A 12,312-nucleotide genomic window follows, 5' to 3' on the forward strand; every position below is an offset into this window, starting at 1 on the left:
GCTACCCATACCGGCTGACGACCATTCGGGGCCGGCACCAGGATCTTCCTGGTGCCGGCCTCATCTATTTCGCCGGCTTCTCCGGCTCGCCCTCCTCGGTGCCGGTGCCGATCACCACGGTCTGGTCCGCGGCCGGGTTGACGATCGTGGTGTCGGCCGTGCCGGTCCGGATCACGGTGGTGGCGTCGGGGTCGTCGGACCGGCGCGGCGTGATGACCTGGGTCTCCTCCGGGCCGTGCGGTTCGGCCACGACGTCCGGCGCCGGCGCCGGCGAGGAGGACTGCGCGGCCGCGTACGCCTTGGCGTGCTCGCGGATGTTCGACGACTCGGCCGAGGCGCGCTCCAGCCAGGTCTCCCACCGGTGCTGCATCGGCCGGACCAGGCCGCCGCCCACGCCGACGATCAGGATCCCGGCGACGGTGGCGAGCACGGCGATCAGCAGCGGCTGTGTCACCGAGGTGGCGATGCGCACCTGGTCGAGGGCGGCGATCACGCCCAGCGCCACGATCACGGCGGCCGCCACGCGGGCGAGCATCCGCCCGTACGGCAGGCCGCCGAGCGCGCTCGCGATCAGGTCGTGCACCGCGCCGGCGATGGCCGACGCGACCACGACGATCACGATCGCCACCAGCAGCCGGGGCAGCCACGCGATCAGGGCGGTGAGCAGGTCGCTGACCGGGTTCGGGCCCCAGATGCCGAAGGCGAGCTGCAGCGCGAACAGCAGCACACCGTAGAAGACGATCTTCGCGCAGACGTCGGTGGCGCTCACCTGCCCGCTCAGGGCGCGACCGACCGGGCCGCGGTCGACCGCCTTGTCGAAGCCGGCCCGGCGCAGGCCCTTGGTGACCAGCGTGCGCAGCACCCGCGCCACCAGGTAGCCGGCCACCAGGATCGCGACGAAGGCGAGCGCGGCCGGGACGAACAACAACACCGACCGCCACATGTCGCTGAGTCCCTGCCCCAACCCGTTCCCGGTCATCGCTCACTCCCTGTCATCGGTCCGGTGACCTGACCCTAGGGCTAAACGATCGAACCCGCCCGTTGAGCGCATCGACCGGACACAGGGCGTACGGGGAGAAACGCGTACCGTCAAGAATCGGACGTATGGACGGCTGGGCATCGTCCGAACGACCGAGTCGGGCTACGCTTTTGTTCATGTCCGGAACGGGTGGAGTGAGTCAGGTGGCGCCACCCGCCCTGCCCATGCCTTCGACATGCGTCGATCTGGTGTACGGCCGGGACTGGTCGGCGACGCCGCTCGGCCCCCGCGACCGCTGGGATCCGGCGATCACCGCCACCGTCGAGCTCTTGCTGGCGTCCCCGATGCCGATGGCGTTCGGATTCGGGCCGGGCTTCATTCAGATCTACAACGACGCGTACGCGGACCTGATCGGCACCCTGCACCCGGCAGCGCTCGGGCGACCGGCCCTCGAGGCGTTCGGCGAGATGTGGACCGCCTCCGGCATCGGCGAGGCGGTGGCCCACGTCTTCGCCGGCGGCCAGCCGTTCCTCGAGCCGGAGACCCAGCTGACCGTGGTGCGGGCCGAGGGCGCCCACCCCGAGCAGGCCTTCTTCACCCGGGGCCACTCGGCGGTCCGCGACTCGCGCGGCGCCGTGGCCGGGGTGCTGACCGTGGCGGCCGAGACCACCCAGGTCACCCGGCGCCTGCAGAGCCTGGGCGAGCTGACGTCCCGGCTCGCCATCGCCCTGACCATCGACGACGTGGCCCGGGTCGTCCTCGGCTACGCGCTGGCCTCGTTCGACGCCGACCACTGCGTCTTCGCGGTCGACGACGGCAACGCGTTCCGCATGGTCCGGCGGATCCGCGGCGAGGTGCTCGACGAGGCCGACGAGCGGCTGCCCCCGGTGTGGAAGCGGCTGGCCGACGATGACCGCGCGCCGCTGGTGGCGGCCGCCCGGTCGGGCCGGGCCTCGTTCGTGCCCGACGGCGAGCCGCTGCGCGAGGTCGCCTCCGACCGGCACGAGCGGCGCATCCGGGCGCTGGCCGCGCTGCCCCTCGACACGCCCTCGCTGACCGGCGGCCTGAGCATCGGCTACCGCGACCCGCACGCCTGGCTGCCGGCCGAGCGCGCCCTGCTGAACGCGGCGACCCAGCTGGTGGCGCAGGCGGCCGAGCGGGCCCGCCGGTTCGAGGCCCAGCACGGCACGGCCCAGCTGCTGCAGCGCAGCATGCTGCCCGAGCACCTGCCCGAGCTGGACAGCTTCCGGATCGCGGCGCGCTACCAGCCGGGCGTGGACGGGAACGCGGCCGGCGGCGACTTCTACGACGCGTTCCGGCTCAGCGACGACCGGCTGGCCATCGTGCTCGGCGACGTGGCCGGGCACGACGTGCGGGCGGCGGCGGTGATGGGCCAGGTGCGGGCGGCGCTGCGGGCGATGGCGCTCACCGACCCCGAGCCGCCGGCGGTGCTGGCCGGGCTCGACCGGCTGGTCGGCTCGCTCGGCGCCGAGTCGCGCAACGAAGAGATCTTCGTGACCGTCGTCTACGGCGTGCTCGATCCGGCCGACGGCACGATCACGCTGGCCAGCGCCGGGCACCCGCCACCGGTGCTGCGCCGGGCCGGGCTGGCCGGCGGGCCGCCGACGGCCGAGCTGGTCAAGGTGCCGCCGGGCGCGCCGCTGGGGCTGGGCGGCCGGTGGCAGACCGGGCAGGTGCGGCTCGAGCCGGGCGACACGATCCTGATGTTCTCCGACGGCATGGTCGAGCGCCGCGGCATGGCGCTGAACGACGGGCTCGACGCGCTGGTCGCGGCGGCCGCCGCGGCCCACAGCGGCGACCCGCGCAACCTGTGCTCGCTGGCGACCGCCGCGGTGCCGGGGCCGCCGACCGACGACGACGTGGCGGTGCTCGCGGTCGAGCGGGCGGTGACCCGCAGCCGGTCGGACACGATGCGGGTGGCGGCCGACCCGAGCGGGCCGAGCCGGGTGCGGCACTGGATGACGGCCCGGCTGCGGGAGTGGTCGGTGCCCGAGGCGGTGATCTCGTCGGCGGTGCTGTGCACGAGCGAGCTCACCACCAACGCGCTGCTGCACGCGGGCACACCGGCCCAGGTGGACGTCGACCTCAACGCCGAGCGGCTGCTCGTGGCGGTCTCCGACACCGGCACGCGGGGCAGCGTGATCCGCTCCCGCGCCGACTCGATGGGCAGCCTCAGCAGCCGCGGCCGGGGGCTCGGGCTTATCGACGAGCTGAGCGACTCCTGGGGCACCGACCCGTCCGTGCGGGGCACGACGGTGTGGTTCGAGCTGCTCATCCCGGGCGCCCGCGAATCCACTTGCGACTGATCAACTGGTTAACTATCGCGTTACATTCAAACCCTCAACCGATTACGCCTGGTAGCGGCAACACGCGTTAAATCGGACATTGAACCCGCACCTAGTGACGAAGCGTATTGGGTGTCGTAAGGTGTTCAGCAATTCGGGGACATCCATGTGGGAGCGGCACATGAGGATTCGGGGCTTTGCGCCATCGACACCCTGCTGGGTGGAGCTGGCGACCGGCGATCCGGCGCGCGCGGCATCGTTCTATGCGGAGCTGTTCGGCTGGCAGGTCGACGGCGAAGTGTTCAAGGTGGACGGACGGGCCGTCGCGGGCATCACCCGCAGCCGGCCGGACCGGCCCGAGGGCTGGCTGACCTATCTGGCCGCGCCCGATCTCGAGGCGACCGCCGAGCGGGTGCGCGCGGCGTACGGCCGGGTGCTGACCCGGCCCGAGGAGCGGGCCGGCGCGCGCAGCGTGATCGTGGCCGACGCCGACGGCGCGATGTTCGGCCTGTGGCAGGCGGCCGGGTTCGCGGGCGCCCAGCTGCGCGGCGAGCCGGGCACGATGGCGTGGGCCGACCTGCTGACCGGCGACGCGGCGGGGGCGACCGCGTTCTACGGCTCGGTGTTCGGGTGGACGCTGACCCACGAGTTCGGCAGCGGCGAGTGGCTGACCGAGGCACACGACTCGGTGGCCGGTCTGATCACCGGGCGGTACGACCGCCGCTGGCAGCCGTCGTTCCAGGTGGCCGACTGCCCGGAGCCGGCCCGGCACGTCGAGCGGCTGGGCGGCCGGGTCACGGCCGGCCCGGTGGAGATGGGCCTGGGCCGGTACGTCGAGATCCTCGACCCGATGGGCGCGCCGTTCGCGATCACCGCGCCGGTGCCGCGGGCGGTGGAGCTGTCCGTCGCGTACAACGACATCACCGGGCTGGAGCTCACGTACGGGCGGGTGAACGGGTTTTCCGAAGGGGGGCCGGACGACGGCCCCCCTTTTTTGCGCCTCGCGTGTCAACCGGGGTTGACGGCCGGGCGATTGTCAACGTAAGTTGACAGCATGACTGAGGCAACCGACCTCGCCGCCGCCGCCGGCAGCGCCGATCCACGGGTCGGCCTCCGCGCGGTCGTGGCGCTGCGCCGCCTGCTCGAGGGGCTCGAGCACCTGCAGGTGGCCAATGCCCGCCGCCGGGGCTGGTCCTGGCAGGAGATCGCCGACGCGCTCGAGGTGACCCGCCAGGGCGTCCACAAGAAGCACGCGAGCCGCATGCCGGCGCGCGACCCACGGGAGGACTGACATGTTCGAACGGTTCACCACCGCCGCCCGGGCGGTCGTGGTCGACGCGCAGGAGCAGGCGCGCGATCTCGGCCATCCCTTCATCGGCACCGAGCATGTGCTGCTGGCGCTGCTCGACGGCGAAGGTCCGGTCGCCCGGCTGCTCGGCGAGTACGGGATCGACACCGAGACCGCCACCGGCGACATCCTGCGGCACGTCGGCGACGTCGAGCCCGACCTGTCGTTCGCCGACGCCGACGAGGAGGACGCGGCCGCGCTCAAGGCGATCGGCATCGACCTCGACAAGGTGCGGGCCGCGATCGAGGAGAGCTTCGGGGCCGGGTCGCTGCGCCTGCCCAAGGCGGCGCCCCGGAAGAAGGGCCTCTTCGGCCGGTTCTACGCCAACGCCGGGCACATCCCGTTCTCCCGGCGGGCCAAGAAGCTGCTGGAGCTGTCCCTGCGCGAGGCGCTGCACCTCAAGCACAACTTCATCGCGCCCGAGCACATCATGCTCGGCATGCTGCGCGAGGGCGAAGGGCTGGGCGCGCGGGTGCTGGCCGACCACGACGTCGACTTCGCGAAGCTTCGGGCCGACCTGACCGCGTCCCTCAAGACGGAAGCGGCCTAGCCCTTGTAGTAGATGCGCAGCTGGTGGCCGCTGGCGGTGTGGTGCCACCCGACGTCGCCGAGCACGTCGATGTCGGGGCGCCGCTCCAGCCAGTCGGCCGCCATCGCGAACGCCTCGGCCGGGGTGCGGCCCACGAACGCGACCCGCCGCTCCCAGTCCTCGACCACACCCGCGCGCGGCCCGGTGATCAGCGCGGTCGGCCCGATCCGGCGGCCGTTGCGCACGGCCTGCACGAACCAGTCGTCGGTCTGCTCGTCGTGCTCGACCGCCCAGCCGTCGAAGCGGTCCACGTCGTTGGCGATGGCCGTCCGGGCGCAGTCGAGGGCGTCGTCCAGGGTGGCGAGCTCGATGTCCTCGCCGTTGTACTCCACCCGGTAAGCCATGGCGCCGCTCCCAGCCCGAACCCCGGTCGATGATAATAGAGATCATGCGGGTGCTGGTGACAGGAGCGGCGGGACTGATCGGCACGGCCGTCCTCGACCTGCTGGCGGATCGCGGGGTGGCGGTGACCGCGCTCGTGCTCGAGCCGGCGTCGCTGAAGGCCGATCGGGTCGTGGTCGGCGACGCGGGCGACCCGGAGGTGGTCGGCGAGGCCCTGCGGGACGTGACCGACGTGATCCATCTGGCCGCGATCCCGAACCCGTTGAACGATCCGGGCGAGGTGGTCTTCGGCCGCAACACGCTGGCCACGTTCACGGTGCTCGACCGGGCGGGACAGGCCGGCGTCCGGCGTGCGGCCATCGCGAGCAGCTATGCCATCTGCGGGCTGCCGTTCGCGCGGACCGGGCTGCGGATGCCGTACCTGCCGATCGACACGGAACTGCCACTGCAGATCACCGACCCGTACGCGTTGTCCAAGCAGACCGACGAGGCGACGGCCGCGATGGTTCATCGGCAGTACGGGATGAGCGTCGTCGCCCTGCGACTGCCCTTCGTGGGAACGGCCGGCGGGCGGCTGGCGTCGACGTCCGCGCGGTTCGCCGGCGATCCGGGGGCGGGCGCGGCCGACGTGTGGAGCTACCTCGACGACCGGGACGCGGCGTCGGCGCTGGTCGCGGCGTTGCGGCCGAAGGCGCCGGGCTTCCACGTCGTCTACGTGGCGGCCCCCGAGACGCTCGCGCCGCAGCCGACCGAGTGGCTGCTGGAGACCTTCCATCCCGGGGTGCCGCGGCCGTCGTTCCCGGGCCGGGAGGTGCCCATCGACCTGCGGCCGGCCGAGGATCTGCTGGGATTCCGGGCCCGACACCCCTTCGAGGTACGAGCGTGACGCCGTGGCCGGCCCGGGAGGACATCCGGATCACGGACCTCCGGGTGATCGTCACCGCGCCCGAGGGCGTGAACCTCGTCGTCGTCCGCCTGGACACCTCGGTGCCGGGGCTGTCCGGGCTCGGCTGCGCGACCTTCCACCAGCGCTACGACGCCGTGGTGTCGGCGTTGACGACCCATGTCCGCGAGCTGGTCGTCGGCCGGTCCGCCGCGGACATCTCGGACATCGGCCGGCTGGTGCACTTCTCGTCGTACTGGCGGGGCGGGCCGGTGCTGAACAGCGCACTGTCCGGGGTGGACATGGCGCTGTGGGACATCGCCGGCAAGCGGGCCGGGATGCCGGTGTACGAGCTGCTGGGCGGGCGGCTGCGCGGCGATGTCCCGGTGTACGTGCACGCCTCGGGGGCGACCGTCGCGGAGACCCTCGACCACGCCGAGTCGCTGATCGCGGCGGGCTTCTCGCACGTACGGCTGCAGACGGGTCAGCCCGGTCTCGGCACCTATGGCGCCCCCGGAAGCCGGGGCGCCTACCCGCTCGCGCCCTATCCCGACGGCTGGAGCGTGCAGCACTACCTGGCGCAGACGCCGAAGCTGTTCGCCGCCGCCCGCGAGCGCCTCGGCGACGACGTGGAACTGCTGCACGACGTGCACAGCCGGCTGACCCCGAAACAGGCGGTGGTGCTGGCCCGTTCGCTCGAGCCCTACCGGCTGTTCTTCCTCGAGGACCCGGTGGCGCCCGAGCACTACGACCGCCTCCCCGAGGTGCGCGCCGCCTCGCCGGTGCCGATCGCCTGCGGTGAGCTGGCCGTCTCCGTGCCCGAGGCCGCCCGCCTGGTGAGCGCCGGCGGCGTGGACCTGCTGCGCTGCCACGTCTCCGCGATCGGCGGCCTGACCCCCGCCCGCAAGCTCGCCGACCTGTGCGAGCTGAGCGGCGTGCAGACCGCCTGGCACGCGCCCGCCGACGTCTCCCCGGTCGGCGCCGCCGCCAACCTGGCGCTGGACCTGACCAGTCCGGCGTTCGGCATCCAGGAGGGCCACGTCTACCCCGACGTGGTGCACGAGATCTTCCCCGGCACGCCCGTGGTGCAGGCCGGTTACGCGCAGCCCTCGAACGCGCCCGGCTGGGGCATCGAGCTGGACGAGAAGCTGGCCGCCGAGCACCCGCCGGTGGTCGGCGGCCACGAGCGCTGGGCCGGCACGGTCCGCCGCCCGGACGGCGCGATCGAGGCGCCCTAGCTTTAAGGGAACTGCCAGGACGTGCGGGACCACACGGGGTCGCCAGGGGGGCGTACCTTCGATGGCATGAGCTTGCGGTGGTGGACGATCGAGGTGCGCGACGGCGTGCTGCCGGCGCAGCGGTGGAAAGACGGTTACGGCGAGGCGCTGCTCGAGGCGGCCGTGACCAACGGGGCCAAGCGCTGGGAGTGGACGCTCATGCCCGGCGGCGTCGTGCTCGAGGTGGCGTTCAAGGAGACCGACGACTGGGATCGCTTCCGCGCCCTGCCGGTCGTGCAGGCCGCGCTCGACGCCACGCCCGACCCGGTGAACGGGCTCTACGTCTACCCCGGTCGCGGCGGCAGCGCCTCGGCCCGGGCCCGGAAGCCCAAGCCCCGCCCGGCCGGCGCCGGCGCGGCGGCGATCCCGCTGCCGGAGGAGCCGCCGGTCGTCGCCCGGCTCGCGGTCGCCGAGCCGCCGGCCGAGCCGATCAGCGAGCGTCCCTTCGAGCACGCGGCCGAGCCGATCACCGAGCGTCCCTTCGAGCACGCGGCCTGACGGGCGCCGCCGCCGCGGAAACGCCGGCCGCCGGCATCACGCCCATGCGGCCCCACCACGGCGCGGAGGCCGGCGGGTCATGGCGGCGGCGGTAACCCGCGGGCCTCGGCCGGGCTGAGGTCAGCCGATTTTGACGGTCTTGGCGACGCTCGGCACGCCCTTGTCGTTGAGCGCGAAGAGCATCCAGTAACCGGGCAGCGCCACGCCGGCGTCGGCCGGGATCGTCACCTGGTAGCCGCCCGTGACGACGGTCGGGGTCAGGGACAGGCGGCGCTGGTCGGTGTCGACCGTGTGGGTCGCGGTGCCCATTCGGACGATCGCGAACGCGGTGACCGCGCTGTCGGTCTTGACGGTGATCTTCGCGCCGTTGGCGGCGGTCGCCGGGGCCGACGTGATGACCGGTCGGGTGGCCGCCGTGCCGTCGGAGCTCAGCAGGTACGGCGGCGTGAAGACCTGACCGTCGAAGTGGTTCGTAGCGCAGCCGGTGCCGCACAGCCCGCCCCCGCCGGTGAAGACGCGGCCGTCCGGCATGAGCAGCGCCACCGAGTGGTAGTTGCGCGGCACCGTAGCCGTGGCCATGGTCGTGAACTTCTCGGTCGCCGGGTCGTAGAGCTCGGCGTTGAGCACCGAGGTGTTGTCCGAGAACGGCACCGCGTAGTTCTGGCCGCCGAAGACCGCGACCGTCCCGTCCGGCAGCGCCACCGCGTTGCCGAACGCCCGGGTGTTGGCCATCGAGCCGACCTTCTTGGTGGTGACCGCCTTGTTCACCCCGTTGATGGTCAGCACGTACGCGTCGGCGGTCGCATAGCTCTGCTCGTAGCTGGGCGAGCCGCCGACCGCGAGGATCTTGCCGGTGTCGTACATGACCGCGTTGCCGTTCATCTGGTCGCCGGCGTCGCCCCGCGTGCCGGCCGCCGTTGTCGACCCGGTGCCGGTCGTCCCGTACCAGTTCATCGCCTTGGCCGGTCCGGCCTGCAGCACCGACCCGCCGGTCCACGCGAAGAGCCACGCGTGGTTGTCCTTGCGGTAGTCGCCGTTCGGGTTGGCGTCGGCGGTCAGCATCGGCACCACGTTCGTGCCCGGCAGCGCCTTCCACCCGGCCGCCGCCGACCACACCTCGCCGTTCTTGTGCGGGGTGCCGTTCTGGCCGCCGTAGCCGCCGCTCCACGAGCCGCCGATGGTGAAGACCCGGCCGTCGGAGAGCGTCGTGCTCGCCTGGTAGCCGCGGCCGACCGTCATGTCCGGCCCGCTCGTCCACGAGTCGGTGGCCGGGTCGTAGATGCTGGTCTTCTCGCTGTCGTTGCCGCCGGTGACGAGGATGCGGCCGTCGGGCAGGGTGGAGATGCCGGGGCAGAACATGTCGTGCCCGGTGGTGGTGATGGTCCGCTGGGTGACGACGCCGGTGGCCGGGTCGTAGGTGGCGGTGACGGTCCGGCCGTAGCCGCCGACATAGTCGTCGGCCTGGAACGCCGACCAGGTCAGGATCTTGCCGTTGGGCAGCTGGGCGGCGGCCACCGGCACCAGCGGGAAGCCGACCGGGGCGCTGAAGCTGCCGCGCCCGGCGACGACCGAGCCGCTCGGGCCGAGCAGGCCGATCTCGGCGGCGGACGACCACGGACCACGGCCGCCGGCCTCCGACAGAACGGTCAGGCGTACGTACCGGGTCGTGACCGCCGGGAAGACCACCGTCTGGATCGTGGTCGTGTCCGGGAAGGCGGCGTCCCCGATCTTGCTCGTCCAGGTCTTGCCGTCGGCCGAGACGGCCAGCGAGTAGCGGCCGAGGTGCCCGTTCCCCGAGTCGGCCGGCCGCGGCAGGTAGGTGAGGCCGCCGATCGCCTGCGACTTCTTCATGTCGATGGTCAGCGTGTGCGGCAGCGCGGCGTTGGTGGTGCTCCACGCGGTGTGCCAGATGGTGGCGGCGTTGCCGTCGAGCACGTTCTGCGCCCGGCCGTCCTCGCCGGCGGTCTCCTGGCTGTCGGCGGTGGCGGTCCAGCCGGTACGGGTCAGCGACGGGTCGGTACGCCCGAGCACGTTGATCTCGGCCGCCGACGACCACGGTCCCCGGTCGCCGGCCTCGGAGAGCGCGGTCAGCCGGACGTACCGGGCCAGTTGCGGGTTGAAGGTCGTCGACTGCACGGCCGCCGAGTCCTCGAACGCGCCGGCGGTGACCGGATCGCCCCAGGTGGTGCCGTCGAAGCTGGTCGCGATCGAGTACTGGCCGATCCGTCCGTTGGCGCTGTCGGTCGGCCGCGGCAGGTAGCTCAGGCCCGAGACCAGGTACGCCTTCTTCATGTCGATCGTCAGCGTGTGCGGCAGATCCGGCTCGGACGCGCTGTAGGCGGTGTGCCAGATCGAGTTGGTGTCGCCGTCGAGCACGTTCTGCGCCCGGCCGTCCTCCTCCGCGGTCTCCTGGCTGTCGGCGACGGCGGTCCACCCCGTACGGGAAAGGGCCGGGTCGGTCCCGCCCAGCAGGTTGATCTCCGCCGCGGCACTCCAGAGGCCGCGCTTGCCGGCCTCGGTGAGCGCGCGCAGCCGGACGTAGCGCGTCACCGTCGTCGCGATCGTCACCGACTTCTGGGTGGCGTCGTCGGCGAACGTCCCGGTCGCGACCGTCGTGAAGGTCGTGCCGTCGTCGCTGACCAGCACCTCGTACCGGCCGATCCGCCCGTTGGCCGAGTCGGACGGCGGCAGATAGGTGAGCCCGCTCAGCGCGATCCGGTTGTGCGTGTCGATCGTCAGCAGGTGCGGCATCGCGGTGTTCGCGGTCCGCCAGAGCGTCGCCGGCTTGCCGTCCAGCACGTTGGCGGCGGTCGCGCCGTTGCTGTCGGCCGTGACCGTCCAGCCGCTCGTCGGCAGCGGCGCGGCCTGCGTGACCGCGACCGGGACGGCGCTGGGCATGACGTGACCGGCATGGGGATCGTCCGCGGCATCCGTGGCCGGGACGGATCGTTGGTGCAGCACGATCGCGGTCCCGGCGAGCACCGAAAGCACCGCACTGGCCGCGAGCCGCGACCGCCAGCTGTTACGCCCTCGCACACATCCCCCAAGGTCCCAGGTCAGCGGCTTATTCAAGCGGCAGACGGACCTCGGAGAAAACCGGCGAAAGGCTGATTTTTCCGGTACGCGGAGGTGGAGCTGCCCGGCGCAGCCGCTCCGTGGGCCTGACCCTCACCGCCGCCACCGGGGAAGAACGCTCGCGAACCGACCTGTTCAGCGCGCTGATTCGAGCGGTTCGTGGAGCTCGGCGAAGTTGACTTGGACCTTCCCGCCGGAATCACCCCACCTGGAGATCCGCTACGGCATCGCACGGCTCCGTCAGCATGACCTGCATCAGGCGGCCAACGAGATCTTCGCCGCCTTCGCCCCGCCATCTGCCGATGCTGATACGCGCCGAAATCGACGCCTTGAGAGGGCGGCGGGCCAAGACCGCCAACATCATCGAAGATGGGCCGAGCATGGCGTTGCGCCCGCGACCGAACGTCGCCGGCGGCTCTCGAGCAGGTCACGGCGCCGGCGATTCGGACGACCGCAGCGCGCGAGCGGACCGCCCGGCGCGCCCACGGTAACGCGGGGTCTGGGGGTCGCTCCCAGGCTGGTTCCGTGGGCCGAGAGCGGCTAGAACCTCAAGCGCATGGCCGGGTCGGGCGTCCGCTTGAAGCCCAGCGACTCGTAGAGGTGCTCCCCGTCCGCCGAGGCACGCAGGTCGACCTTGCGGATGCCGGCCGAACGGAACCAGTCGAGCAACGCCGTCACGCACGCCCGCGAATACCCGCGCCGCCGCATGTCCAAGTCGGTGGCGACGCTGAAGACATATCCGGCAAGGCCGGAGGGGTCACCCGGGCCGCCCAGCCGCTGCTCGACCGTGCCCAGCGCACACGAGGCCAGCCCCGCGCCGTCCGGCCGATCGACCACGAACGCCACCATCACCGGGGACGACTCGGACAGCCGCTTCACCAGGATCTCGCGGGCCGGCTCGCGCCAGTCGTCGCTCCAGCCGTCGCGGGGCATGCTCGTCAACATCACCGCCCGCAGCCGGACCAACTCGTCAGCGTCATCGGGGCCGGCGGCGCGCGCAATCATGGCACGCACG

The 12,312-nt window shown here is 72.5% G+C and carries 10 protein-coding genes and 2 pseudogenes; 8 read left to right on the forward strand and 4 right to left on the reverse strand.

The annotated features are described in order from the left end of the window. Nucleotides 1-64 precede the first annotated feature (64 nt). Complete coding sequence (locus ACQP2F_RS35110; protein ID WP_433295184.1) at nucleotides 65-979, reverse strand: mechanosensitive ion channel family protein; 915 nt, start codon at nucleotides 977-979, stop codon at nucleotides 65-67. Nucleotides 980-1,203: 224 nt separating this feature from the next. Here ACQP2F_RS35110 and ACQP2F_RS35115 point away from each other — a divergent pair, with 224 nt between their 5' ends. The 5 genes and pseudogenes from ACQP2F_RS35115 to ACQP2F_RS35135 all read left to right on the forward strand — a co-directional run. After that, complete coding sequence (locus ACQP2F_RS35115) at nucleotides 1,204-3,306, forward strand: ATP-binding SpoIIE family protein phosphatase (RefSeq protein WP_433295186.1); 2,103 nt, start codon at nucleotides 1,204-1,206, stop codon at nucleotides 3,304-3,306. Between the two features lie 199 nt (nucleotides 3,307-3,505). Further along, nucleotides 3,506-4,330: a VOC family protein gene (locus ACQP2F_RS35120; RefSeq protein ID WP_433295188.1), complete on the forward strand. Its 825-nt coding sequence runs from the start codon at nucleotides 3,506-3,508 to the stop codon at nucleotides 4,328-4,330. A gap of 9 nt (nucleotides 4,331-4,339) precedes the next feature. Further along, nucleotides 4,340-4,576 (forward strand): helix-turn-helix domain-containing protein, encoded by a 237-nt coding sequence (locus ACQP2F_RS35125; protein ID WP_433295190.1) that lies wholly within the window; start codon nucleotides 4,340-4,342, stop codon nucleotides 4,574-4,576. Nucleotide 4,577: 1 nt separating this feature from the next. Continuing rightward, nucleotides 4,578-4,715, forward strand: a pseudogene (locus tag ACQP2F_RS35130) (Clp protease N-terminal domain-containing protein); the annotation flags it as partial. Between the two features lie 240 nt (nucleotides 4,716-4,955). Next, nucleotides 4,956-5,144 (forward strand): annotated as a pseudogene (locus ACQP2F_RS35135) (Clp protease N-terminal domain-containing protein); the annotation flags it as partial. A 35-nt stretch (nucleotides 5,145-5,179) separates the two neighbouring features. Here the strand turns inward: ACQP2F_RS35135 and ACQP2F_RS35140 are convergent. Further along, the gene (locus ACQP2F_RS35140; RefSeq protein WP_433295192.1) at nucleotides 5,180-5,566 is read right to left on the reverse strand and encodes a hypothetical protein; all 387 of its coding nucleotides are present in this window, start codon (nucleotides 5,564-5,566) and stop codon (nucleotides 5,180-5,182) included. 44 nt (nucleotides 5,567-5,610) lie between these two features. Between ACQP2F_RS35140 and ACQP2F_RS35145 the strand changes: the two genes are divergently transcribed. The 3 genes from ACQP2F_RS35145 to ACQP2F_RS35155 all read left to right on the forward strand — a co-directional run bounded on the left by ACQP2F_RS35145 (nucleotide 5,611) and on the right by ACQP2F_RS35155 (nucleotide 8,222). Beyond that, nucleotides 5,611-6,450 (forward strand): NAD-dependent epimerase/dehydratase family protein, encoded by an 840-nt coding sequence (locus ACQP2F_RS35145; RefSeq protein WP_433295194.1) that lies wholly within the window; start codon nucleotides 5,611-5,613, stop codon nucleotides 6,448-6,450. Further along, nucleotides 6,447-7,685: an enolase C-terminal domain-like protein gene (locus tag ACQP2F_RS35150; RefSeq protein WP_433295196.1), complete on the forward strand. Its 1,239-nt coding sequence runs from the start codon at nucleotides 6,447-6,449 to the stop codon at nucleotides 7,683-7,685. Before ACQP2F_RS35145 ends, ACQP2F_RS35150 begins: the two co-directional genes overlap by 4 nt. 66 nt (nucleotides 7,686-7,751) lie before the next feature. Continuing rightward, nucleotides 7,752-8,222 carry a hypothetical protein gene (locus ACQP2F_RS35155; protein ID WP_433295198.1) on the forward strand — a complete coding sequence of 157 codons (471 nt, stop codon included), beginning with the start codon at nucleotides 7,752-7,754 and terminating at the stop codon, nucleotides 8,220-8,222. Between the two features lie 120 nt (nucleotides 8,223-8,342). Here ACQP2F_RS35155 and ACQP2F_RS35160 read toward each other — a convergent pair whose 3' ends face one another. Together ACQP2F_RS35160 and ACQP2F_RS35165 are read right to left on the reverse strand one after the other, a co-directional pair. Further along, nucleotides 8,343-11,204 (reverse strand): discoidin domain-containing protein, encoded by a 2,862-nt coding sequence (locus ACQP2F_RS35160; RefSeq protein WP_433295200.1) that lies wholly within the window; start codon nucleotides 11,202-11,204, stop codon nucleotides 8,343-8,345. Between the two features lie 633 nt (nucleotides 11,205-11,837). Beyond that, complete coding sequence (locus ACQP2F_RS35165) at nucleotides 11,838-12,302, reverse strand: GNAT family N-acetyltransferase (protein ID WP_433295202.1); 465 nt, start codon at nucleotides 12,300-12,302, stop codon at nucleotides 11,838-11,840. Between the last annotated feature and the right edge of the window lie 10 nt (nucleotides 12,303-12,312).

The organism is Actinoplanes sp. CA-030573 (genome assembly GCF_050951115.1).
Taxonomy (GTDB): domain Bacteria; phylum Actinomycetota; class Actinomycetes; order Mycobacteriales; family Micromonosporaceae; genus Actinoplanes.

Excerpts from the sequence above, each read along its gene's own strand:
- ACQP2F_RS35110 (WP_433295184.1), bottom strand. The coding sequence starts at position 979 with ATGACCGGGAACGGGTTGGGGCAGGGACTCAGCGACATGTGGCGGTCG.
- ACQP2F_RS35115 (WP_433295186.1), top strand. The coding sequence starts at position 1,204 with ATGCCTTCGACATGCGTCGATCTGGTGTACGGCCGGGACTGGTCGGCG.
- ACQP2F_RS35125 (WP_433295190.1), top strand. The coding sequence starts at position 4,340 with ATGACTGAGGCAACCGACCTCGCCGCCGCCGCCGGCAGCGCCGATCCA.
- ACQP2F_RS35140 (WP_433295192.1), bottom strand. The coding sequence starts at position 5,566 with ATGGCTTACCGGGTGGAGTACAACGGCGAGGACATCGAGCTCGCCACC.
- ACQP2F_RS35145 (WP_433295194.1), top strand. The coding sequence starts at position 5,611 with ATGCGGGTGCTGGTGACAGGAGCGGCGGGACTGATCGGCACGGCCGTC.
- ACQP2F_RS35155 (WP_433295198.1), top strand. The coding sequence starts at position 7,752 with ATGAGCTTGCGGTGGTGGACGATCGAGGTGCGCGACGGCGTGCTGCCG.
- ACQP2F_RS35165 (WP_433295202.1), bottom strand. The coding sequence starts at position 12,302 with ATGATTGCGCGCGCCGCCGGCCCCGATGACGCTGACGAGTTGGTCCGG.